This is a genomic window from Candidatus Zixiibacteriota bacterium, from assembly GCA_029860345.1.
GTDB lineage: Bacteria > Zixibacteria > MSB-5A5 > GN15 > FEB-12 > JAJRTA01.
The window spans coordinates 239,859-261,083 of sequence record JAOUBJ010000006.1; the positions used below are offsets into that span (position 1 = coordinate 239,859).

Below are 21,225 nucleotides of genomic sequence, written 5' to 3' on the forward strand. Positions count from 1 at the left end.
GATACGCAGTTTACAACAAAGCGGCTATCATATCAAGTATACGCGCGGCAATTTGTGACTTTTTCGCCAGCGGAAGGACTATTGGGTCGCATTCCCTCCTGAGAACCGTCACTTGGTTGGTATCTGAGTCGAAGCCGGTGTCCTCGCCGACTTGATTCACTACGATCATATCGAGCTTCTTCTCCTTGAGCTTTTTTCGAGCGTTTGCAAGCGGCTGATCGGTCTCCAGGGCGAATCCTACGGTCAACAACGGCCTCTTCTTGCGGGCAATGACATCTTTCAGAATATCAACGGTCGGCTGCAGGGAGAGTGTCAGGGGCGCAGCATCCTTCTTGATCTTGGCTGAAGCGGGATCGACCGGCCGGTAATCAGCCGGAGCGGCGGCCATGATAAGACAGTCGGCGGCACCGATGGCGTCCAGAACCGCCTGGTGCAACTGGGCGGTGGTTTCGATGAGGACCAACTCCGCACCGGGAGGGGGCGCCAGAGAGGTCGGACCTGATATGAGTGTGACTTCGGCGCCACCGGCCAGGGCGGCCTCGGCCAGCGAAAAGCCCATTTTGCCCGAGGATCGATTACTGATATACCGAACCGGGTCGATCGGTTCGCGGGTAGGCCCGGCGGTAATGACAATCGTCTTGCCGGTTAGCCCTTCTCTTGACATAGGAAAGCTTCGACAGCGGTATACAATTGCTCCGGCTCCGACATCCGTCCTATTCCGGCATCCTCGCAGGCCATCTCCCCTTCCTCCGGGCCGACAAACAGATAGCCAAGTTCTTTCAAGTCGGCCACATTGCGTAGAGTGATCGGGTTGGCCCACATCTGAGGATTCATGGCCGGGGCGATCATCACCGGGCAGGTGGCGGCGCAAACCACGGTTGTCATAAGGTCATCGCAGATACCCGACGACACTTTGGCGATGAAATTGGCCGTGGCTGGAGCGACAATCATCAGGTCGGCCCACTGAGCCAGATCAATGTGGCGCGTGGCGATATATCGTTCCGGCGGAAACATCTGGTGAGCCACCGGTCTTTGCGATACCGTCTCCATAGTGAGCGTTGTGATAAACTCAGTGGCCGCATCGGTCATAATCACCTGTGTTTCGGCCCCGGCTTTGGTGAGGGCGCGAACCAGGTAAGGGACTTTGTAGCAGGCGATTCCGCCGGTGAGTCCCACCGTGACCTTTTTGCCCGATAGCGTCATGGCGCTTAGTTCACTAACTTGGAATGGTCGGCTTTGAGGTCGACAGAGTCGACCGAGCCGAACTCATCGAATTCGAGGAAGACCAGGGCTGAGGCGATGGCCTTGACCTGTTCGACACTTATGGGGTCGCCGCCAAAGACAGCCACTCTTTCGAGGATTGTCTCAAACTGCTCGGTGTCGATCAGCGATAGATTCAGAAGCTTCAGCAGGAAGCCGTAAGCTTCGGTGGTAATGCGGACTCGTTCAGTGGCAGTGAGTACCCGGTTGGGCAGATGGACCTTGGGGAAATCGGCATAGAGCCACTCGGGCGAATTGTCAAACCGGTTCCAAAGCCAGAAATAGGCCGACGATATCTCGTTGTCGGAGTAGCCCATTGTCTTGAGAGTGGTGGAGAAGTCCTCAGACTCGACCAACCGCCCCTGGTTGTCGCGCATGTAGTCCATGAGGAAGACTACTATCTCAAGAATTCTATCGCTCATCAGGTATCCTTCGTAGTTACTCCAGTCATCTAGAGTATAGTAAACAGAATCGGCCAACGCAAGTTCCGATTGAATGTTGGCCCAAGAAAAGATGCCGGGAGGGTTTGCCTGACGATAGGGAGAATCAGGATTGCTCCGCTACAACCGCCTAACCTCTTCGCCCGTCACAACCTCCCTGAAAACAGACAATCCGCTTGACATTACAGGCTCACGTTCGTCTAGTAGGACAGGGAAAAGAACCACAACAAACCACGCGGCTCGTTCGCGATGGGAGCAGTGACAAGTCACTTTTGTGCGCGTTGCGCGTGAGTGAGCTGAAGGTGCTGTAAGGCGACTCGCCTGACAGCCGTCAGACTTTGAGTGCAACACAGACAGCCCCGCAAGGCTTGAGTTTATGGGAAGTAAACCGTATTGTGGTGTGTACAATTGATAACACACAGAAAGGAGGAGTCTATGGCTGGACATCGTTTCGTGCTAAAAGAAGACAATCATTAATGGGAGAAACCGAAATGAGTTATAGGAAAACATGTTCATCAGTGGCAATCTGGGTAGCCGTTGCGCTGATTGTCGGACTTAGTTCGTCCATCGCATGGGCATCCCAGCCCACTCCTGCAATTGCAGCGAGCTTGGACCCGAAGGTCAGAACAGTAGAAGCTGGACCGCAGGAGTTGGTGCTGACCATTATCACCGCGTTTGATTGTGAGGAACTGAATCTCGATATTTCAATTGAGAAACTAACTCTAAATGGCCTGGCCAATCGAACTATAAGTGTTCGTGCCAATGAGAAGTCTGAAACTCTTCTGTACGTAGATATTCCTCGCGGTGATACCAGTATGGTAAGAGTAAATATAACGGGGTGCCGTGAGGGGACGGGCGCCATCCTCTCATTCGTTACGACCGGCGATAGTGTCGAATACCACCACGGTCCACCTATGCCAGACCGGCCTGCGAGGGGTAGAGGCACTGCGCGTCCATTCGATCAACCAACTGAGCTGCAACTCGACAGTAACCTTTACGAGTACATGCTTGACTTGCGCATCAAGATGATGCGCGATTTTGTCAAGAGCCTCCCGATTGAGTTGATTCCTACTGAACAGGAGAACATCTTCAAGGTCTGGATGACCCGGGATCAGTTTCGCAAACTGAAGAACGAAGGTGTCAAAGGGCGTATGATTGAGGGTCAAATGGTGGATACATTGCCCCCCCCCGTTGATCGTATCCGGCCTGATTCATCCACCAGGAAGCAGAAACCACGAGGGGCGCTGGGTTCGCCAACCGATCCTGCAAGCAGCGGTGATTTCAGTTTGGCCGGGATAGACGGGCTCAGTGGTGGGTTGTTGCAAGCCGAACAGTTGGTCACGTTTTATCTGCACATCGACAATAGTACGAACTACGATGTCGACGGCGTGACAAACGGTTTCCGGTTCTATTCCCCCGACGGAGCGACATGGGCGGACACGGAGGGGGATACCTTAGGGACTTTGGATTGGGGGGCTGAATTCGACCTGCTATTTATTTCATTCCTTACAGTGTGTCGGGCTCGGGTGCTGATACTATAGGTTTCGCCGGTTCGAGGCTATTCGACTCCGGGCTTCCCTGGTGGTTCGACGATACCGCTTACTCCCTGACAATCGGACCTATTCCTTTGTCTTCTGTTGGCAAGACGATTTGTCTGGATTCCGCTTTCTTCCCTCCTTCGGGTGTCTGGGCCTGGTCGGTAGCGCAGGTTGGGACTTTCCATCCTTCCTGGGACGGACCGCATTGTTACGAGGTCGGTGCCGATACTACCCTGTTGGTGAGTGGTCAATTGAGCTACCTGAACCCCCGGTATTCCCCTCCAAACGATGAATTTCCGATGAGAGATATTGAGGTTCAATTATGGGACAAGGATTGGGATTTTGATGATCTATTGGCGGTGACAACGACGAACGATGATGGTGACTTTTCATTCGATACAGTTTCTAACATCGACTATGGTGGTGCCTACGGCCAAGACATCTATCTCAAGATCTTCGCCCACAATGACGCCGGATTTGTGACGACCAACACCATATTGCTGACAAAGTGGTACACAGTCAAAGAACCAGTTATTCAGGATGTAAGTAGTGGTACCTACGATTACGGCACTTTCGTGACGAACCTCGGCACCAGCGGAGCTTTTCACATTGTAGATCGATTATTGGACGGCTATCGTATGTGGCTCGACAGCACGTTTATTATTAGAGAGGACATCGGAGGTTGCCCTGTCTATCTGGACGACAGTTGCGGCAGTTATTATACCAGTCCTCCGCTCACGGCAGATTACCTCGTGATCGACACTTCAGACTACTCTCTATTGAGAGCACCCGATACATATGATGATCATGTCATCCTCCATGAGCACGGTCACTGGGTGGGAAGTCATTGCCTTGATGTCTTCGATGAGAGTTCCGGCGGGCCACATACATGGAGCGGAAAATACTCACCGGCGCTTGCGGCTTCAGAAGGGTTTGCGCATTTCTGGTCGTCTGTTGTAAGGGGGGATGCTTCCGGTAAGAACTGGTGGCTGAATTTCGCCCTATACCGGGAGACAAATGTTGAAAATGGTGAACATGGGTGGGATGGTACTTACAGTAACTCCGCCAACAATTACGGCGATAGTTGCGAAGCGGCGGTTGCCGGAATTCTCTGGGATATCTGTGATCCTGATAGCGACGACTACGATAGTTTTGGCGATTTCAGCTTCCCCCGTGGTCCGGCCGATGATATCGGGGACAGCCTGTCGGACGGGTTTCAGAGCATTCTGTCCGCGCTGCTCGATGATGACGTGCTTGGTCATCGCCCGGACAATATGGGTGAATTCTGGGATGTCTGGGTCGGTCCACCATCGTTGGGTAACAAGCAGAAGGTGGCTGACATATACTATGAACACGGCGATTCGACCCGGAGTTGTTGCTACGGTATTCGTGGCAACGTAGACGGCGATCTCTGGGATCAAATCGATATTAATGACCTCCTGTATCTTGTCGATTTCATGTTCACGGGCGGCCCGGAAGCGCCGTGCTGGGAGGAGGCTAACCTGAGGGCTGATGATTCAACCATAGATATCTCGGATCTCGTTTGGTTGGTCGACTATATGTTCACCGGTGGACCGGCGCCGCACTCGTGCTACGACAAGAAACTCCAGACTGACTAACAAAAGTAATTCTCGGGGCTGCGGGGCTCCATTCAAGACAACTTAAGGCCTGACCTAATTCCAAGTGGCGCATGCTACAAGTATGCCGCACGGCATCGGGTCCAGGCCCCCCGGCGAGCAGTCGCTCACAAAACCCGGTAAAATCGCTCAAAGCGGCCCATAATATCGCTTGACATCGGGGCAGCCGTCGCACTTATTGCAGCTAAGGGAACAGTCAATTCAACTTCGAATCCCGGTAGCAACCGGGAGAGCATCATGTCCTTTGAGCGTTTCGGGAACATACCTCCAGCCGGGGTGTCATGCACCTTGTGACTGGCTCTAGTGGTTCATAATCAAATCGACCTTTTAGGTCGATCGGCAGTTGCTCTGGTTATCCGGAAGGGAACCATGCCGTTCAAGTCTTTGCCATCGTCGAACCGTCGAAATCACCTGCTTACGGGTTTCCTGTGTCCGGGTGCGTCTTCACATTTCCTGGCATTGGGCAATGTGTACGAGACGCTCTGGCTGGTTTCGTTCGTGGCCCTCGTGCTCATAATTCGCAACGATTGGTTTGATTACCCCGACGGCCTGTCACCTCCTCCCGCCAACTGTGCTTGAATCTTCCGAGCAGGCGGTATAGTCGCCTGGCGAAGACCTTCTTTCATTGAAAAATGGAAGTCACTTAACAATTGGGAGTTTGAAAGTGAAAAAACTACTTATAGTTTTTGTGGTGGTGGTACTGGCGACCGGTGGTGTCTTTGCACAGAATTTCCCGACGGACGGACCGACGGACGACGTTACAACCTCCTTAGGGATGTTTATCATCGAGATTAATCTGCAGTATCGCCACCTGTTCCTAAACAATCCGGCCTATGATCAGGCTACCGGGACGTTGACCAGCCCAGTTCTGTATGATCCGGCCACCGTTATCGGTCGCAGTGCGGTGCACCTTCACGATCCGAATCTTACCGGCGCTGATTACCTGGGTGTGCCCGTTGGAACAGCCCAAACAACTGTCGGTGACATAAACTTTACGGTTTGGCCCCCTGGCTTTCAGGGACCGCCCAACACGAGGGAACTCCACACCAAAGTGCACTCGATGAATATGACCAGTGGCCGCTCAGCCGTCCGGGCAGGCCTGGCCGCCGAGGGTGCGATCCTGATGAGCCCGGGAGAAGTCGAATCTATGCCAGGAGGTAACGACTTCCCGGCTGAGAGCTTCTTTGACGTGTTCGTTGAAGTTGTTATCCCCGGGGCACCTGCTGATTCGTGGGGAGATCCGGACTCCATGATTGTGGGTAATGGTCTGGCCCTCATGGTGGAAGCCGATAGTCTACAGTCCCTGCCACCAAAAGTCGTGTATATTCATAGAAACTCCACTGCCGTCCCGGTCCAATTCCGAAACAGCCACCCAACATATTGGACGGAAGGACAGGTGCTCGGGTTCTTGATCCTGGCCGGTCACGGAGTCGGGTATGATGACGGTGGAGAGGATACACAGTCATTTATGAACACCATGGACACGGTAACGCCTATGCCTGTTCCACCGGTACCCACGACGACACCTTACGGCATCCTGATACTGCTGGCCCTGCTAATCCTTTCAGCCGTTTATGTGCTGTACAAAAAGAGAACGACGGCCAACGTGTAGTAATCGCATATCCTGACAGAGTCAATACCTGAGCGGAGGTTCTCCTCCGCTCTTCTCTTTTCAGGGCAACTGCCCACTCCCCTTTGTGTGCCTGCACAAGCTCCCACAACAAGAGGCTTGTTGATAAAGGCCCAATCCGCGGGTGGTGTTGGGCGACCCAGCCCGACACCTACCGACCAACCCACAGGCTGTCAGGCGAGTCACCTGACAGCACCGGCAGAATGCAGTTTAGGGCTTGAGTTCCCAATTCGGAAGCGCGATAGGTGTCGTAAGTTGGCCCGGATGCAAAGTGAAGACAGTGGTGACTTCTATAACTTCAGCCAGCTTGAGAAACAGCGCCCGGGGACGAGGTATCTCGAAGTCATCCAAGCGAATCTCAAACTCGGCGCGCACGCGAAAGCTGCCCGGCTGGCCGGACTCTGCAAGTGGAGCAATTGAAAGTCGAGCCTCAATTGCACGTTTTACCCCGTGGATATAAAACAGCCCGACGGCTTCAGCGTGGTAACTGGAATCCACAGCGAACACTTGGGGCATCCCCTCCAGTGAGGTAAGTTCAAAATAGCAGTGGGGAAACTCATCGGTGTGCAGATGGTTTTGACGCATGTGCTCATCGCGCTTGTCAATCCCGGTCTTAAGCGTCCGCAAGTCGACAGAGAGCACAGCCGTGGCCGCGGATTGCGGTTGGTTGGGATCAAAGATAAACTGTCCGACAATCGCCTGCGTCTCACCATCAAGAAACTCAAGGCGGGCCGAAGATTCTATGTGAACGGTGTCGCTGCCCGATAGCGGATCCAGCCGGTATTCCGTCGCTGATGCGACCGGGGCCGCCAGCAGAGCCAGTGTCAATGCTGCAATGGTAAGTCGTGACATTCGGGCCTCAATTGTCCTGTGCATCCTGATCGATCCAATCGCCGATCAATTGAATGTCGGCCGGCGACAAATAGGGACCGTTTCGCGGCATGCGATCACCAAACGGCGGCGGATCGAGGAGTTTGCGATAGAGATTGCTGGCATCGGCATTGCGCTTGGTCAGCAGAGCACCGTGATCAGCCGATCCATTGACGATGCTGTTGTAGTTGGCGTCGGCATTGTTTCGGCTCAGAGTGAAACCACCACTGGAGGTGCCATGGCAACCGCTGGCGGCGCACCAGGTTTGGATCAAGGGGTTGACATCGGTCGAAAACCTGACACCGTCGTCATCGTAGATGGTCGCCGTCCCGGTAGCATCACCTATCTGACCATTGACCGCTGCGCTGATAGTCAGGCCAAAGCTCTCAGCAAACTCAACCGCAGCGTTGTTGATAGTGGCAACTGAGACGGCGGTACTCAGGGTACCTGCTGGAATTGTGTCCTTGCCGTTGGTGACGGCGTAGTCGGATGTCCCGGTGGCGTCGCCGTCGGACGTTGCGTAATCGAAGATAACATCCTGACTTGAGGTAGCATCGATAGAGACGGTGAACACGACTGTTTGGCCTTCAAGAACCTTGAAGTCACTGACCGACAGCGATGGACCTGTTCCACCACCACCTCCCCCGGTTGGTGAGTCGCCGGAGTCGGAGCAACCGAGCAAAACTGCCGTGGTCAATAGTATCGTTGCAACGAGGATTCGCTTGTACATGAGGCATCTCCTTTGTTTCAGTATCGCATTCAGTATCCAAAGTGAACCTGCAAAAACAGGTCGTCCTCATCCTGTCTGATGCCTCTCGTATAGTAGGTATATGATGGCCTGAGTTGCACGAACGGTAGCGGATACAACTCAATTGATACTCGCATGAATTCATCCACACCGGACTTGAGCGAACGGTCGCCGTCGAAGAAATTATATTCTGCTATCAGATACAGCCCGTATTCGAGTCGTGTGGTCAGGTTGGCGTATGTAATTAGTGTATCGTTGGCTTTGCCGGCCAGATCGAGTTCTCCCATCAATGTAAAACGGTCGTATGAGATACCGCCAAACAGAGCCCGACTGATTGGGAAACGCCCGGTGCTGCCGCCGGATTCTTCCGGCAGCCGCAAAGAGGCGCCGACAAGATATCCAACCGGGCCGTAGCCGGAAGCGCGATAAAGATGCGCGCCGTAGATGCCACGTCCGCTTTCATCCATAGCTTCGGCGACGAAATTGATGCCTTTCACCAGGGCGCCAACGGAAAGACCATCGAGATAGACATTGGAACCATGCCCCGTGCGCTCCTGCACAAACGCTTTGTGGTCGGAACTGTGCAAACCATAAGCCGGGTAGAATCGTCCTGCCTTGATGTAGAATCGATCATCGGCCTGCCGCCACAAGGCATAGTTTTCACTGATCCCCGCTTCACCGAACCGCAACTGATATGAAAACCGTTCAATCGGTTCGGCGTTGACAAAGGCGTCGGTCTGCATCCGAAACACACGACCGTCATCAAAGATCAGGTGGCGCGAGTCCAGTCCGATTGTCACCGCTTCGGAGAGCCGTGGTGAACGGTACTTGTCGGCGAGTTTTCTCTTGGTCGAAGGCAAACACAGTTCGTTGAATCCTACCGCGTGGTTGCCGTACTCGTTGCGCATACCGCCACCGTTGGGGTTGATATGACAATTGCCACAAGCGGCTCCTTGTTCAACAGCCAGTCGGGGAAATGATGTGGCCGATGAGATTATCAGGGCGGCAATGATCAGAACGACAGTGGCAAGCGGCAGAATCCTCATCTACAACTCCGTTATATCATTTGTGTCTTCGTGAGTATCAGCATAACGAATACAAGAGGGATTAGTTCCGGCATTCGTACATCTCTTTCCATTAACGGTGACGTTCGACTCGGAAGGCCGGCGGGCGGAAACCTCCAAGCGGTTCCGCCAGAGCGCAGTAGTAGGGAAAGATCCCTGTGCTCTTGGCTTCCTTGGCGGCATCCCTCCTACGGCGGACCTTCTGCGCAGGGATGCCGCCCTACAAAACTTGTGTCCGCGTGATCTTCAGATCGCGCGGAAGGCTGTCAGGCGAGTCGCCTTACAGCACGTTCGGATGTGGTGTTGGGCGACCCCGCCCGACACCGACCGTTCGGACGAAAGAACCAGAAGCGCTACCGCCCCGCGTGTCTACCTGCCGACAGAGGTGGTTCGAAGACGGACCCACCCTACTCTGCTACAAAACACGGTTACCTCGAAGCAGCATCATGCACGATCTGAGCGTAGCGCGCTGCCAGGGGACCGGAAGCGTAGGTGGCTTGTGCGTATTCGTTTCCGGCAGCCGCCAGTCGGCCACGCAGAGAACTGTCCTGGAGCAGTCGAGTGATCGCCGCAGCGAGGGAGCCAACACTGTCCGGTGCGGCCAATAAGCCGCGCTGCTCATGTGCGATTATGTCGGTGATCCCGCCGCTGGCCACTCCGACCACCGCCGTGCCGCATAACATGGCCTCGGACAAGGCCATGCCAAATCCCTCGCGGTAGGAATTCAGCACCACGATTGAAGCTCGATTGTAGATGGTACGCAGTTCAGCCTGGGAGACTGGGGCGTGGATGATCACTTTTCCGGTGAGGTCAAGAGATTGTATCTGCCGTTCGATTTCCCCCTGCAAAGGACCGCCGCCGTAAAGCTCAAGCCTCGCTTCGGGGACTTCGTGTGTAACCTGCGCGAAGGCGTCGATAAGATAACTCACCCGCTTCTGCTGAGTGAACCGCGTTACCGCCACGGTCAAGCCGTCTCTCTTTTCAACGCTGTCATCGGGGTAAAACACCGATTCATCGTGCGGCAGCGGTAACACCTCAAGCCTGTCTTTCAGTTTTGGATCAAGCTGTAGTATCTGATCTTGCAGGTAGCTTGAGACGAAAGTCCAGCGCGTCAGTCCTCGACATGTGGAGCGCAGGTATCGATAGGGCAGGCCGCCAAACTTATTTGCCAATCTGATATCGGTGCCGTGTGACGATAGTATCATCGGCAGTGGATAACGTTCGGCCAATGATTTCATCACCATGGCGGCAGGCACCAGCCAGTGTCCGGCGATTACGTCGATCTTCTCCGTCTCAATCATACTGGCAGCGGTCCGTCGAAACTGCTTGTGAAAAGTGCGGAAGCGGAGCATCCCGCGCAAAGAACTTGTCACAATTGCTTGCATATTGCCATGGTATGCCAGATTTTCCTGCTGGTCGGTGCCATAGCGAAAACGATGAACCCTGACGCCTGAGTTCTCTTCATACTCCGGAGCGCCGGGATCATGCGGCGCCAGTACAATCGGCTGAACCGAGTGATCGAGCAATCGTCGGCATAACAAGCCGAGAAAGACACCGGCATGGTCGCCGTGGTGGCGCGGATAATTGTGCGTCAGGACAAGAAGTTGAATGGTCTTAGACATCGCTATTAATGTTATACCAGTTTTGACTACAGCCAAGTATAAATTTGAACCGCGCTTGCGAGAAGCATCGCCGTTGAGCTATGAAAGACCAGCGACCGCGCAGAGTTGAGACCATGTCAGAGGTCGATTTCAGTCGGATTCTCACTAACCCGATCCTGGATATCGCAGCCAGATTGTGGGACATTGACCGATACGCTGCCTTTCAGGTCTGTTATCGTTCGATGCGGTTTGTTGATGATCTGGTCGACGACGCGCGAACAAGCGAGCGTCCGATGTCCGACACCAAACGATCCGAGCTGGCCAACGACATCGGGCGAATCGTGGAGCAGTTGCAGGAGGGTAAGAGTACGGACCGGCGGCAACAGCAGTTGCTGGAGGTACTGAACAACTTTCAGATACCGGTTTGGCCGTGGCAGCGATTGGCTGGTGCTATGCTGTATGATCTGCACCATGACGGATTTGCCAGCTTTCATATCTTCCTGCGCTACTGCGAAGGGGCGGCCATAGCTCCGGCCGCGGTGTTTGTACACCTGTGCGGGATTGGGTTGAGCCGTGGGGAGGTGTCCCTACCCCCCTTTGACATTCGCCGTGTGGCGCGACCGCTGGCAATATTTTCGTATCTGACCCATATTCTGCGCGACTTTCACAAGGACCAAACGGCCGGGCTGAATTATTTTTCTGACGATTTGTTGAGAAAGCATGACCTCACACCGGCCAGTCTGGAACAAATAGCAGAGAGCGGCACAAGGCCGCAATCGTTTCGCCGACTGATGGCTGACTACTGTAGAATGGCCGACTACTATCGCCGACGAGCCCGTGCCGTTTTGGACTTCACAGCTTCTGTGTTGCCACCCCGTTATCGTACCAGCCTTGAATTAATCTATGAGCTCTATTTGCAGGTATTCGAACGATTTGACCCCCTGGACACTCTTTACACCTCTGGCGAATTGAACCCGACACCGGCCGAAGTGCAAGCACGAATTGAGCTTACCTTGGCACGGTCGGAGTCATGGAAACAGCATTAAACCGGGAAGAATCAGCCGGCGGAGCGGTATTGAGATTAAACTTGCCACCCCTGCCCGGCCGGAGGTAGAATGAACCGCCCGGCTTCAGCGTTGGTATAAAACCAGGAGGTTCGAGATGAGAACGATGAAGACATTCCTATTTCTGCTGATCCTGCCGCTTACTTTGGCTGCTGATGAAGTAGCCGTAACGGTGTACAACTCTAACCTTGGTGTCATCAGCGAAACTCGACGGCTGGCCTTCAACCAGGGTGTCGACCGGCTGGCCTTTCGCGATGTGCCCACACAAATCGATGCCGCTTCGGTCAGGTTCGAACTGGTTTCGCCGGGTCGGCAGGTCTCTATCCTTGAACAGAACTATGCCTTTGACTTGGTCAGCCCCCAGCAGATGTACCAGAAGTATATCGACAAGGAAATCGAGTTGATCGACAAAGACGGTCGCCTGTTTGCCGGAACACTCCTGGCCTACAACAGCGGCGCCGTTACGCTGCTGGAGGAATCCGGACGGATCAAAATTGTGCTCCTTGAGAATATCTCCGAGGTTAATTTCCCATCGCTGCCGGACGGCTTGATTACCCGGCCCACCCTGTTCTGGGTGTATGAGTCGGATTACTCCGGCGAGCTTGAATGCCGGGTCGGTTATCAAACGGGTGGCATGAGTTGGAGTGCCGAATATGTCGGACTGCTCTCAAGCGATGAGAGCAAACTGGACCTCTCCGGCTGGGCTTCGATTAACAACAGCTCGGGAAAGACCTATTCGGAGGCCAAACTGAAGCTAGTGGCCGGAGATATCAGTCGAGCGGCCCCGCCACCACGAGCCATGACCAAAGGGATGGCTATGGCTGAGACTTCAATGGGAGCAGGGTTTGAAGAGAAAGCGTTCTTCGAGTACCATCTCTATACACTACCCAGGCATGCGACCGTGGCCGACAAGGAGATAAAACAAATCTCCCTGTTCGATCCGGCGCAGACAGCTGCCGAGAAAGTCTTCATTTATAGACCGGAGCGCCATCCTACCAATGTCGAAGTTAGGCTCAAGTTCGTCAACAGCCGGTCGGGCGGTCTGGGTATGCCGCTGCCGGGGGGCAGGATTCGGCTTTTTAAGGCCGATGACGACGGCTCGGTTATTCTGTTGGGTGAGGATCGAATCAAACACACACCCAGAGATGAAGAAGTGACGGTAAAAGTCGGCAATGCCTTCGACGTGGTTGCTGAGGAGCGGCTGATGAGTCAAACTCGGATCTCGGCCAAAGTGGAAGACAGACAGTACGAAATTGAGATACGCAATCGTAAGGAGACCGATATTACGGTTACTGTCGAAAAGAGGTTTTACGGCTATTGGGAGATCAACGAATCCAACTTTGCCTACAGGCGCAAGGATGCCAACACGGTCGAGTTTGAAATCCCGGTTGGGGCCGGTCAGACTGAACAGTTGAACTGCCTGGCTCGTTTTACCTCAAGATGATCGGAGCAGTAGTTGACAAGGCGAGAGCCAGAAGTTACATTCTCCTCGTTGACGTGTGGTTTATTGATATGACAGGAGGTTCTTTTGAAGCAGTTTGTTAAATCGTTAGTTGTTATAGGTCTCGCGACTTTCGTGGCCACATCAGCAGTAGAGGGAAAGAAGCCTCGAAAACTGCCGGTAGACGCTTACATAAAGTCGGCCAAAATCGCAATTATCTCCGGTGACATAGATCGCTACCCGGAAGCGATTGCCATGCTGGACTCTCTGTTTTTGCACTACGGCCACCACGCCGAGGCTCTAAACTGGATGGGACAGATCAATGTCGACTATGTCGAGAAGACGGCCAGTCCGGTCCAGAAGAAGAAGTATATCGAGAAGATGGTCGCCTATTTCGACTCGCTGCACCTGTGTTGCGACAATAAGGACATCAAGAAGAAATACCGCAAGAACTGCGACAAGTACATTCAGAGTTCGGACTCGATAAGAGTGAAGTACTGGCGAGAGTTTTACAATGCCGGCGTGGAACAACTGACGGTGATGAGCGAACTGCAAGAGGAGATTGCCGACGCTGATGACTCCACCAGTCGCTCCTATTCCGAAGCCAATCTGAAAGCCAACATGGATTCTTGTGTGGCCAATATGGAACTGGCTATCACTATCGATCCCACCAACCACCAGACCTATATCGGCATCGGCAGCGCTTACGACAAAGGAGGCAACCCCGAAGAGGCGCTCAGGTGGCAGGAGATAGGCCTGCAAAAAGCTCCCCAGGAGAACAAGGCTTCAATGTCTTTATCGATTGGATATACTTATATCAATGTGGACAAGTACTGTGAGGCTATTCCGTACCTGAAAACATACCTGGCTGAAAACCCAGCCGATACCGCCTGGCTTTATAATCTTAGCATCTGCCACAACAATTGCGATCAGTATGAGGCAGCAATGGCAGTTTATCAGCAGATACTGGAACTCGATCCCAACCACATGAAAGTACTCACGGGTATCGGCCGATATTTCAATGATCTGGGCCGTCGCGCCTCGGACTCCTCACGGGTATACCGCGAAGCCGGTGATGCCGCCGCCGCCGAAAGCTGGCTGGCCGAGAGAGACGTTGCCTTTGACTCCTCGCGTGCCTACTTCAAACGAGCCTTTCAGACCGATCCGACCGATGAATTTGTCGCCGATATGTATGCGCTGATAAGCGCTCTTCGTTTGGAATACCAAGATGCCGCCGAGGGATACACCCGACTGACTGAACTGCAACCCAACAATGCCGACTACTGGACATACCTGGGTGACATTCAGGTACGACTGAATGAATTTGATCAGGCCATTCATTCGTATGAGATGACTGTCAGCATTCAACCCGACAAAGTCAGTATATGGGAACAGCTTGCCGACTTGTACCAGAACCAGAAGATGTCGGCCAAGGAATCAGAAGCGCGCAAGAAAGTCAAGGAACTGAAACCGTAAGCTCGTTGCCGGTAAGAACCCGACGTCGTTGCCGTACAGACGCTGGTTGACATAGATATTTCCCAAAGCGGTAGGTGTTCACCTACCGCTTTGTTTTTCGGGGACGCACAGCCGTGAACCAAATCGACCGCTTGGCCGAAATCGCAGTGTCCGGACCGCCTGCACGTACCTTTACCTACCGCCTGCCCAATGGCAGCGACCGACCGCAGAACGGTCAACGAGTCTTGGTGCCGTTTGGAAGCACCCGCCAGGTTGGGTTCTATCTCGGACCGGGAACACCCAAACCGGGAGTTACTATCAAGTCGGTCATCCGGTCATTGGATGGACAGAGCTACTTCAGCGACGAACTGCTTCGATTATGTCTGTGGATCGCCGACTATTACTTCGCCAACCCGGCTGACTGCCTGACCGCCGCATTACCCGGAGTGTTCTCCAGCGCGCGCTCGATGCGCTACGTCTGGCGGGCTGAAGACGACCAGGTACACCATCTGCTGGGTCGTAAGATCAAACCGGGCAAGGCGGTGTCGGACGAGGTGTTACAGAAAATCAAAAGCGTGAAAGGGCTGTTGCGACGTCTGCTTGAGCAAATGGTGATCGCAGAAGACTGGCTCGATAGCCCCGCGCAGGTTCGTCGACCTACCGGCTATCGAATGACCGACCACGATGCCTTCGTCCCTTTCTTCAGCCGCCGCAAGACAAAACCAGATCCGTTCGATGGCGTCAGAACACGCCCCGAACTACGGGCCGCCGGCTGGAGTGATTATATAGTCCGGCAAGCGTTAGAAGCAAAACTCCTGCAGCCGGTTTTCAGCGACGAGTCAAGAGACGTGCTCGACTTCATCAAGCCACGCACCGACATTGGCGGCATCTCACTCAACAGTGAGCAGCAACAGGTCGTAGACGGCATCAGCGATGTTTTGTCCACGGGATTCTCAAGCCACCTGCTGCACGGCGTGACCGGCTCCGGCAAGACTATAGTCTACTGTCATCTCTGTCGGCAAGTGATCGACAACGGCTCGACCGCCCTGGTGCTGACACCGGAGATTGCCCTGGCCGGCAGCACGCTGGCCTATTTTCGCGGGTTCTTCCCAGACCAGGTGACAATCGTACACTCGGCAATGACCGAATCTGAACGGCTCGAAAGCTGGCGGGGAATCAGGTCGGGGCGGTTCAAGGTGGTGATCGGTCCCCGTTCCGCCCTGTTTGCTCCGGCCGTGAACCTGGGCATAATAGTGGTCGACGAAGAGCACGATCCATCGTACAAACAAGACAACCCGGCCCCCAGGTTTCACGGACGCGATGCCGCTATCATGCGCGCTCGAATCAACAACATCCCCGTCCTGCTCGGATCGGCTTCGCCTTCGTTCGAATCGTACCACAACGCCCAGTCCGGACGCTATCGACTGTTGCGGCTGACCAAGCGACCACGCGAGGCAAAACTGCCGACCGTGCGGTTGGTGGACATGCGTACCGACCGACTCAAAGGTGACCTTGGGTTCTTTTCGCTGGCTCTCAAACAACAGATAGAGAAACGTCTCGACAACGATGAACAGGTGATTCTCTACTTGAATCGGCGGGGTCACTCGCCGCAAGTGAAATGCACAACCTGCGGACATGTGCCGCGATGTCGTCAGTGCCAGGTAAACCTGACCTACCACAAAGTAGGTCGCAAAATGTCCTGCCATTATTGTGGACGGGTCGAGGCAACACCGAGCCGATGTCCAAAGTGCCATAGCGATGATCTGATATTCCTGGGCGCCGGTACGCAAAAAGTCGAAGAGAGTATCCCCAGACTGCTCGACAGTGCGAAAGTAGTACGACTGGACAGCGACACCGCTTCGGGGCGCAAGCGCGCTTATCAAATACTGTCCGACTTTGCTGCAAAAAAAAGCAGTTTACTACTGGGTACGCAGATGGTGACCAAGGGTCTGGATTTCCCCGGCGTAACACTGGTCGGTGTGTTATCAGCCGATCTCAGTCTGGACTTGCCGGATTTTCGCGCCTCGGAAAAAACATTCGCCCGCTTGCTCCAGGTATCGGGACGAGCCGGCCGAGCCGATCAACCCGGTGAAGTGCTCATCCAGACATTCTACCCGGACAGCGATCTGATCGACGATGCTGCCCGGCAGGATTACGAGTCGTTTTTTCACCGTGAGATCGAAAAGCGTCGTGAGCTTGACTTTCCGCCGTTCTCTCGGCTGGTGAACTTCACACTGTCGGGCAAAGATGAAAGTAAACTGCAAAAAGCGGCCCTTGAGTTTCGTGATCGTTTGCTGAAACAGATCAAGATCGCCGGTCTGAAACGACTGACCCCTCTTGGTCCGGCGCCTTGTCCGATGTATCGTTTGCGGGGGAACTTTCGCAGGCATCTCTTTGTCAAGACGCATCAGATGGTGAAGCTTGTAAAGATGCTGCGTGAATGGGACTTGACCGAGCCGCGTTTTAAGCTGCCGACGAGTATTAGACTAACAGTCGATGTTGATGCTGATGATATGATGTAGGCGGCAAGCCACTTTTTCGTGCTTCGCTCGTCTCCGGGTGGCCGTCTCAAACTTTGTCTGGGACGGAGACAACAAGAACCACCCCCAAACCGGGTTTGAGGGTGCCACCCGCAATTCACCCACGCGATCTGAAGATCACGCGGGCACAAAGGTCTCTTTTCAGCCGGCATGTGATGGGGATAAAAAAACCCGCCGAGAAAGGCAGACCCTCCTAGACGAACCAAAGGTTCCCTGCCCTCCCCGACGGAGGCTCACACGAACGAACACGTGGTGAACCTTCAACCCTCGACCCATCAATAAAGCAACCAGTGTGCCGGTCTGCGGTGACTGCACGGCTCAAACCCGCAACTCATTGGATGCTAGTACTATCGAATCAGTTGCGCGATTCGGTTGCCGGATGCTTTGATGTGTCATTCGCACGGTTGTACGAGATGTAGAGCAGAGTGTACGAATAATCGACGGGAACTTTAGTTGTTGCAGTGTGCTGTTGGGCGACCCCGCCCGACAGTTGTCGTGTGCTGTTGGGCGACCCCGCCCGACAGTTGTCGGGCGATCCACGGCGGGTTCACGCCGCGGCGCGCAGGCGAAGGCGGCCCGCCCTAATTCCTGGTGCAGCATATCCACCAAAAAAACGGTCGCCGGGGATACCCGACGACCGTTATAGTCGATACGATGACAGGTGAGCTATTTGCCCTTGTCGTCTTTGGGAGCATCCTTGGCATCGGCAGTTTCACCTTCGGCCGGTGAATCTTCGGCGCCTTCTTCGGCTCCTTCTTCAAGACCTTCTTCAGCCTCAGCCGGTTCGTCGACTTTCACCACGGTCGGGGCGGCGATGACTACGATTGTGCGTTGTTCCGGCGACAGAATCTGCACTTTGTCCAGGTCGACATCACGGACGTGGATGGAATCCCCGATACCGAGATCTTCTACATCCACGACCAGCTTATCCGGAATGTCCGACGGAAGGCAGGAGATATCCAAATCACGCATGGTGATCTGCATGATACCGCCGTCGGTCTTGACACCGCGCGGCGAACCTTCGAACTGGATGGGGATGGAAATGTTCAGCGGCTTGGTCATACTGATGGCATGAAAGTCCATGTGGAGGATTCTGCTGGTAATCGGATCGCGCTGTATTTCGCGCAGGACGACTTTGTTGGTTTTGCCGTCGACATCCAGATTTATGATGGAACTCAAGCTGCCGGTTGCTTTCATTGTGGCTCGGAAGGAGCGTTCTTCGACGGCGACGGGGATCGGCTCTACCTCCGGTCCGTAGACTACGGCAGGGATGTTGCCGGCCATCCGCGACTGTCGGGCCGGGCCTTTGCCCAGCGACTCACGCCTGGAGGCGCTGATTGAAATTTCTTTCATGGCTGCGAATCGACCTTTGCGATAAATGGTTTCATATTCTACTGGGCTGTCGGTGTCTCTCGGAACAGCGAGGAAACCGACTCTTCATCAAAGATGCGACTGATGGCCTTGGCGATCAACTCGGCACATCCGAGAACCTCGAAATTGCCCGGTAGTGATCGGTGGCTCTGATCAATCGAATCTGTTATTATCATCTGCTTTATCGGCGATTCACCGATTAGCTCTATGGCTTTTCCCGAAAGTACTCCGTGCGTGGCCGCTGCGAAGATATCCAGAGCACCGCGCTCTTTCAGAAAGTGTGCGGCGGAGCAAAGCGATCCACCGGTGTCTACCATGTCGTCACGAATCAGGACGTTCATCCCATCGACGTCTCCGATCAGGTTCATCACCTCGACCTCATTGGCTTTGGGGCGCCGTTTGTCGACGATAGCCAAATCGGCGTGCAGGGCGGAGGCTGTAGCGCGGGCCAGTTTGATAGAACCCACGTCCGGAGAAACCACGACCAGGTTCTCAAGATTCATCGCTCGCAGATAGCCGTTGAAGATCACCGACGAGTAGAGATGGTCGTGCGGTAGATCAAAAAACCCCTGAATCTGACTGGCGTGAAGGTCCATCGTAATCACTCTGTCGGCCCCGACCGAAGTCAGCAGGTTAGCCACCAGTTTGGCCGTAATCGATACTCGTGGTTGATCCTTGCGATCGGCCCGGGCATAGCCATAGTATGGAATTACGGCTGTGATACGCATGGCCGAAGCCCGCCTTGACGCTTCAATAAGCATCAGCAGTTCCATCAGGTTTTCAGCCGGAGCATTGGTCGACTGAATTATGAAGAGGTCAGCGCCTCTGATGTTCTCATTGATCTGAACGAAAACCTCACCGTCGGAGAAACTGGTCACCTGGCAGTCAGTAAGCTGCTGACCCAGATGGGCGGCGATTCTTCCGGCCACTGGTCGGTTGGAGCGACCGGTTACGATTTTGAGTTCTTCGCGAATGATCATACCGATTCTTCCATTTGCATTCCGGCGGACTCGACTAATGCATCGTCAGCCGGATGGGCTCAGCACCTTCCGAGGATGTCGTGGAAAAAGCTGGGGCGCCAGGATTCGAACCTGGGAATGCCAGCTCCAAAGGCTGGTGTCTTACCGCTTGACGACGCCCCAGAGGGTCTTGAACGAGTCTTTCACTGTTTCACGCGAGCCTCAAGAGCCGACTCGTAAGCCTGAAGCACTTTCTCCTCGATCTCGCGGCGCATTTCAACGGTCACCGGATGAGCGATATCCTGATGGGTTCCATCGGGCCGCCTACGGCTGGGCATCGCTACAAAGTAACCATCGTTGCCGCTAATAACTTTCATTCCTCGCACCACGAAGGCGTCGTCAAAAGTAACATTAACAAAACCTTTGAGTCGTTCTTCGTTGCGCAGTTTTACCCTGACCTCTGTGATGTCCACGCTAGCCTCCGTGGGTTTCAGACTACTCTGTCTGGCCAGGTAATTGGCTTAACTGCGAACAATTGCCAATTCCCTCCATTCAGTTTTACTTTCTGCCCCGTTTCCGGCGCACCCTCGAACAGCCCGAACACAGTCGGGCCGGAGCCACTCAGGCGCGCCAGTACCGCCCCGGCATTTAACAACATGTCCCTGATTTGGCCCAATTCCGGGCAGAACGCACCAAGAACATCTTCGAAATCGTTGCCGGTCAAACGTAATGCCTCAACCAGAGACTTTACGTCCCGGCAGGGCGGCAAGGTATATTGGTCGTTTGGCTTTGTCAAGTCCCTTTTAAGCAGCGCATACGCCTCGGCGGTTGAGACTTCCAAAGCAGGTTTGACCAGCACCAGGTGGTAATCGGTCGGCAAATGGGTCGTTTTGACCTTTTCCCCCCGGCCACCGATCATCGCCTGCCCCGCTGAAAAGAAAAAAGGCAGGTCGGAACCGATCTTGAGCGCCAATTGGGATATCTGATCTTGAGTCAAGCCCAAGTCAAACAAGGTGTTACATGCCAGTAAGGTGGCTGCGCCATCGGCCGATCCGCCACCCAGGCCAGCCGCAATTGGGATATGTTTGTCCAGGCGAACATGCAGACCTCGGCTGAGATCGAACTCATCCCTCATTATAGTGTATGCCCGGCTGATGAGATTGTCCTCCCCCACGGTCAGATCGGCCTTGGCGACAAGCTCAATAGTAACGCCTGGTTTGTCGGAAACCGTGAAGGTGAGTTGGTCAAATAGCGATACCGCCTGGAACAGCGAATTGATATTGTGGAATCCGTCCGGGCGCTTGTTCAGCACCTCAAGAAAGAGGTTCAGTTTGGCCGGAGCCTTGATGGTTAGCCGATTGCTGTCCAGTCTGTCAATATACAAATCACTTCTCCGCTCAACTGCCTACCCTGCTACTTTCTGTGATCCGCACCGGTAAGATAACACATTGCCACGTTTTTGGAAAGCGAATTGAGGCCTAGGTAGTGTAAACTATGTTGTGTAAATTGTAGAATTGAAATAACAACGGGTTTGACTTTTAGTTTTCAGACCAATGAAAGGAGTCAAACCCGTGGTAAACTTGTGGTTTACACAGAAGGATTTACGA

Annotated in this window: 19 protein-coding genes and 1 tRNA gene; 8 read left to right on the top strand and 12 right to left on the bottom strand. The window is 54.0% G+C overall.

The window, feature by feature from the left end; all coding sequences use genetic code 11:
• Positions 1–10: 10 nt before the first annotated feature.
• Genes OEV49_08610 through OEV49_08620 form a run of 3 tightly spaced genes read right to left on the bottom strand, consistent with a single transcriptional unit; the run spans position 11 to position 1,682 of the window.
• Positions 11–664, bottom strand: coding sequence for a hypothetical protein (locus OEV49_08610; protein MDH3891134.1), 654 nt, complete (start codon positions 662–664; stop codon positions 11–13).
• Positions 646–1,203 carry a hypothetical protein gene (locus tag OEV49_08615; protein MDH3891135.1) on the bottom strand — a complete coding sequence of 186 codons (558 nt, stop codon included), beginning with the start codon at positions 1,201–1,203 and terminating at the stop codon, positions 646–648. The genes OEV49_08610 and OEV49_08615 overlap by 19 nt, the downstream gene beginning before the upstream one ends.
• 5 nt (positions 1,204–1,208) lie before the next feature.
• Complete coding sequence (locus OEV49_08620; protein ID MDH3891136.1) at positions 1,209–1,682, bottom strand: DUF494 family protein; 474 nt, start codon at positions 1,680–1,682, stop codon at positions 1,209–1,211.
• A gap of 509 nt (positions 1,683–2,191) precedes the next feature.
• Between OEV49_08620 and OEV49_08625 the strand changes: the two genes are divergently transcribed.
• From OEV49_08625 to OEV49_08640, 4 genes are all read left to right on the top strand, one after another.
• A complete protein-coding gene (locus tag OEV49_08625) occupies positions 2,192–3,241 on the top strand; it encodes a hypothetical protein (protein ID MDH3891137.1) in 1,050 nt (349 codons plus the stop codon).
• Positions 3,242–3,537: 296 nt separating this feature from the next.
• Positions 3,538–4,857 carry a transthyretin-like family protein gene (locus OEV49_08630; protein MDH3891138.1) on the top strand — a complete coding sequence of 440 codons (1,320 nt, stop codon included), beginning with the start codon at positions 3,538–3,540 and terminating at the stop codon, positions 4,855–4,857.
• A gap of 387 nt (positions 4,858–5,244) precedes the next feature.
• Entirely contained in the window at positions 5,245–5,454 is a 210-nt protein-coding gene (locus OEV49_08635) for a hypothetical protein (GenBank protein ID MDH3891139.1), read from the top strand.
• An 85-nt stretch (positions 5,455–5,539) separates the two neighbouring features.
• On the top strand, positions 5,540–6,487 hold the full coding sequence (locus tag OEV49_08640; GenBank protein MDH3891140.1) for a hypothetical protein: 948 nt from the start codon (positions 5,540–5,542) through the stop codon (positions 6,485–6,487).
• 228 nt (positions 6,488–6,715) lie between these two features.
• On the opposite strand, the gene OEV49_08645 is transcribed toward OEV49_08640, so the two are convergent.
• From OEV49_08645 to OEV49_08660, 4 genes are all read right to left on the bottom strand, one after another.
• Complete coding sequence (locus OEV49_08645; GenBank protein MDH3891141.1) at positions 6,716–7,357, bottom strand: YceI family protein; 642 nt, start codon at positions 7,355–7,357, stop codon at positions 6,716–6,718.
• Positions 7,358–7,364: 7 nt separating this feature from the next.
• Positions 7,365–8,105 carry a hypothetical protein gene (locus OEV49_08650; protein MDH3891142.1) on the bottom strand — a complete coding sequence of 247 codons (741 nt, stop codon included), beginning with the start codon at positions 8,103–8,105 and terminating at the stop codon, positions 7,365–7,367.
• 29 nt (positions 8,106–8,134) lie between these two features.
• Complete coding sequence (locus tag OEV49_08655; GenBank protein ID MDH3891143.1) at positions 8,135–9,169, bottom strand: hypothetical protein; 1,035 nt, start codon at positions 9,167–9,169, stop codon at positions 8,135–8,137.
• Positions 9,170–9,615: 446 nt separating this feature from the next.
• Positions 9,616–10,809 (bottom strand): glycosyltransferase family 4 protein, encoded by a 1,194-nt coding sequence (locus OEV49_08660; GenBank protein MDH3891144.1) that lies wholly within the window; start codon positions 10,807–10,809, stop codon positions 9,616–9,618.
• Between the two features lie 113 nt (positions 10,810–10,922).
• Here OEV49_08660 and OEV49_08665 point away from each other — a divergent pair, with 113 nt between their 5' ends.
• The 4 genes from OEV49_08665 (at position 10,923) to priA (ending at position 17,270) form a co-directional block, all read left to right on the top strand.
• On the top strand, positions 10,923–11,834 hold the full coding sequence (locus tag OEV49_08665; GenBank protein MDH3891145.1) for a squalene/phytoene synthase family protein: 912 nt from the start codon (positions 10,923–10,925) through the stop codon (positions 11,832–11,834).
• 115 nt (positions 11,835–11,949) lie between these two features.
• On the top strand, positions 11,950–13,296 hold the full coding sequence (locus tag OEV49_08670) for a DUF4139 domain-containing protein (protein MDH3891146.1): 1,347 nt from the start codon (positions 11,950–11,952) through the stop codon (positions 13,294–13,296).
• 84 nt (positions 13,297–13,380) lie between these two features.
• The gene (locus OEV49_08675; protein ID MDH3891147.1) at positions 13,381–14,769 is read left to right on the top strand and encodes a tetratricopeptide repeat protein; all 1,389 of its coding nucleotides are present in this window, start codon (positions 13,381–13,383) and stop codon (positions 14,767–14,769) included.
• A 113-nt stretch (positions 14,770–14,882) separates the two neighbouring features.
• Positions 14,883–17,270: a primosomal protein N' gene (priA, locus tag OEV49_08680; GenBank protein MDH3891148.1), complete on the top strand. Its 2,388-nt coding sequence runs from the start codon at positions 14,883–14,885 to the stop codon at positions 17,268–17,270.
• Between the two features lie 684 nt (positions 17,271–17,954).
• On the opposite strand, the gene OEV49_08685 is transcribed toward priA, so the two are convergent.
• From OEV49_08685 to ispE, 5 genes are all read right to left on the bottom strand, one after another.
• A complete protein-coding gene (locus OEV49_08685; GenBank protein MDH3891149.1) occupies positions 17,955–18,641 on the bottom strand; it encodes a 50S ribosomal protein L25 in 687 nt (228 codons plus the stop codon).
• A 38-nt stretch (positions 18,642–18,679) separates the two neighbouring features.
• Positions 18,680–19,639: a ribose-phosphate pyrophosphokinase gene (locus OEV49_08690; GenBank protein MDH3891150.1), complete on the bottom strand. Its 960-nt coding sequence runs from the start codon at positions 19,637–19,639 to the stop codon at positions 18,680–18,682.
• A 90-nt stretch (positions 19,640–19,729) separates the two neighbouring features.
• Positions 19,730–19,801 (bottom strand) — tRNA-Gln (locus OEV49_08695).
• Between the two features lie 20 nt (positions 19,802–19,821).
• Positions 19,822–20,091, bottom strand: coding sequence for a septation regulator SpoVG (gene spoVG / locus OEV49_08700; protein ID MDH3891151.1), 270 nt, complete (start codon positions 20,089–20,091; stop codon positions 19,822–19,824).
• Between the two features lie 17 nt (positions 20,092–20,108).
• Entirely contained in the window at positions 20,109–21,002 is an 894-nt protein-coding gene (ispE, locus tag OEV49_08705) for a 4-(cytidine 5'-diphospho)-2-C-methyl-D-erythritol kinase (protein MDH3891152.1), read from the bottom strand.
• Between the last annotated feature and the right edge of the window lie 223 nt (positions 21,003–21,225).

Coding starts and splice junctions, on each gene's coding strand:
- OEV49_08610 (MDH3891134.1), bottom strand. CDS start 664: ATGTCAAGAGAAGGGCTAACCGGCAAGACGATTGTCATTACCGCCGGG.
- OEV49_08615 (MDH3891135.1), bottom strand. CDS start 1,203: ATGACGCTATCGGGCAAAAAGGTCACGGTGGGACTCACCGGCGGAATC.
- OEV49_08620 (MDH3891136.1), bottom strand. CDS start 1,682: ATGAGCGATAGAATTCTTGAGATAGTAGTCTTCCTCATGGACTACATG.
- OEV49_08625 (MDH3891137.1), top strand. CDS start 2,192: ATGAGTTATAGGAAAACATGTTCATCAGTGGCAATCTGGGTAGCCGTT.
- OEV49_08630 (MDH3891138.1), top strand. CDS start 3,538: ATGAGAGATATTGAGGTTCAATTATGGGACAAGGATTGGGATTTTGAT.
- OEV49_08635 (MDH3891139.1), top strand. CDS start 5,245: ATGCCGTTCAAGTCTTTGCCATCGTCGAACCGTCGAAATCACCTGCTT.
- OEV49_08645 (MDH3891141.1), bottom strand. CDS start 7,357: ATGTCACGACTTACCATTGCAGCATTGACACTGGCTCTGCTGGCGGCC.
- OEV49_08650 (MDH3891142.1), bottom strand. CDS start 8,105: ATGTACAAGCGAATCCTCGTTGCAACGATACTATTGACCACGGCAGTT.
- OEV49_08655 (MDH3891143.1), bottom strand. CDS start 9,169: ATGAGGATTCTGCCGCTTGCCACTGTCGTTCTGATCATTGCCGCCCTG.
- OEV49_08660 (MDH3891144.1), bottom strand. CDS start 10,809: ATGTCTAAGACCATTCAACTTCTTGTCCTGACGCACAATTATCCGCGC.
- OEV49_08665 (MDH3891145.1), top strand. CDS start 10,923: ATGTCAGAGGTCGATTTCAGTCGGATTCTCACTAACCCGATCCTGGAT.
- OEV49_08670 (MDH3891146.1), top strand. CDS start 11,950: ATGAGAACGATGAAGACATTCCTATTTCTGCTGATCCTGCCGCTTACT.
- OEV49_08685 (MDH3891149.1), bottom strand. CDS start 18,641: ATGAAAGAAATTTCAATCAGCGCCTCCAGGCGTGAGTCGCTGGGCAAA.
- OEV49_08690 (MDH3891150.1), bottom strand. CDS start 19,639: ATGATCATTCGCGAAGAACTCAAAATCGTAACCGGTCGCTCCAACCGA.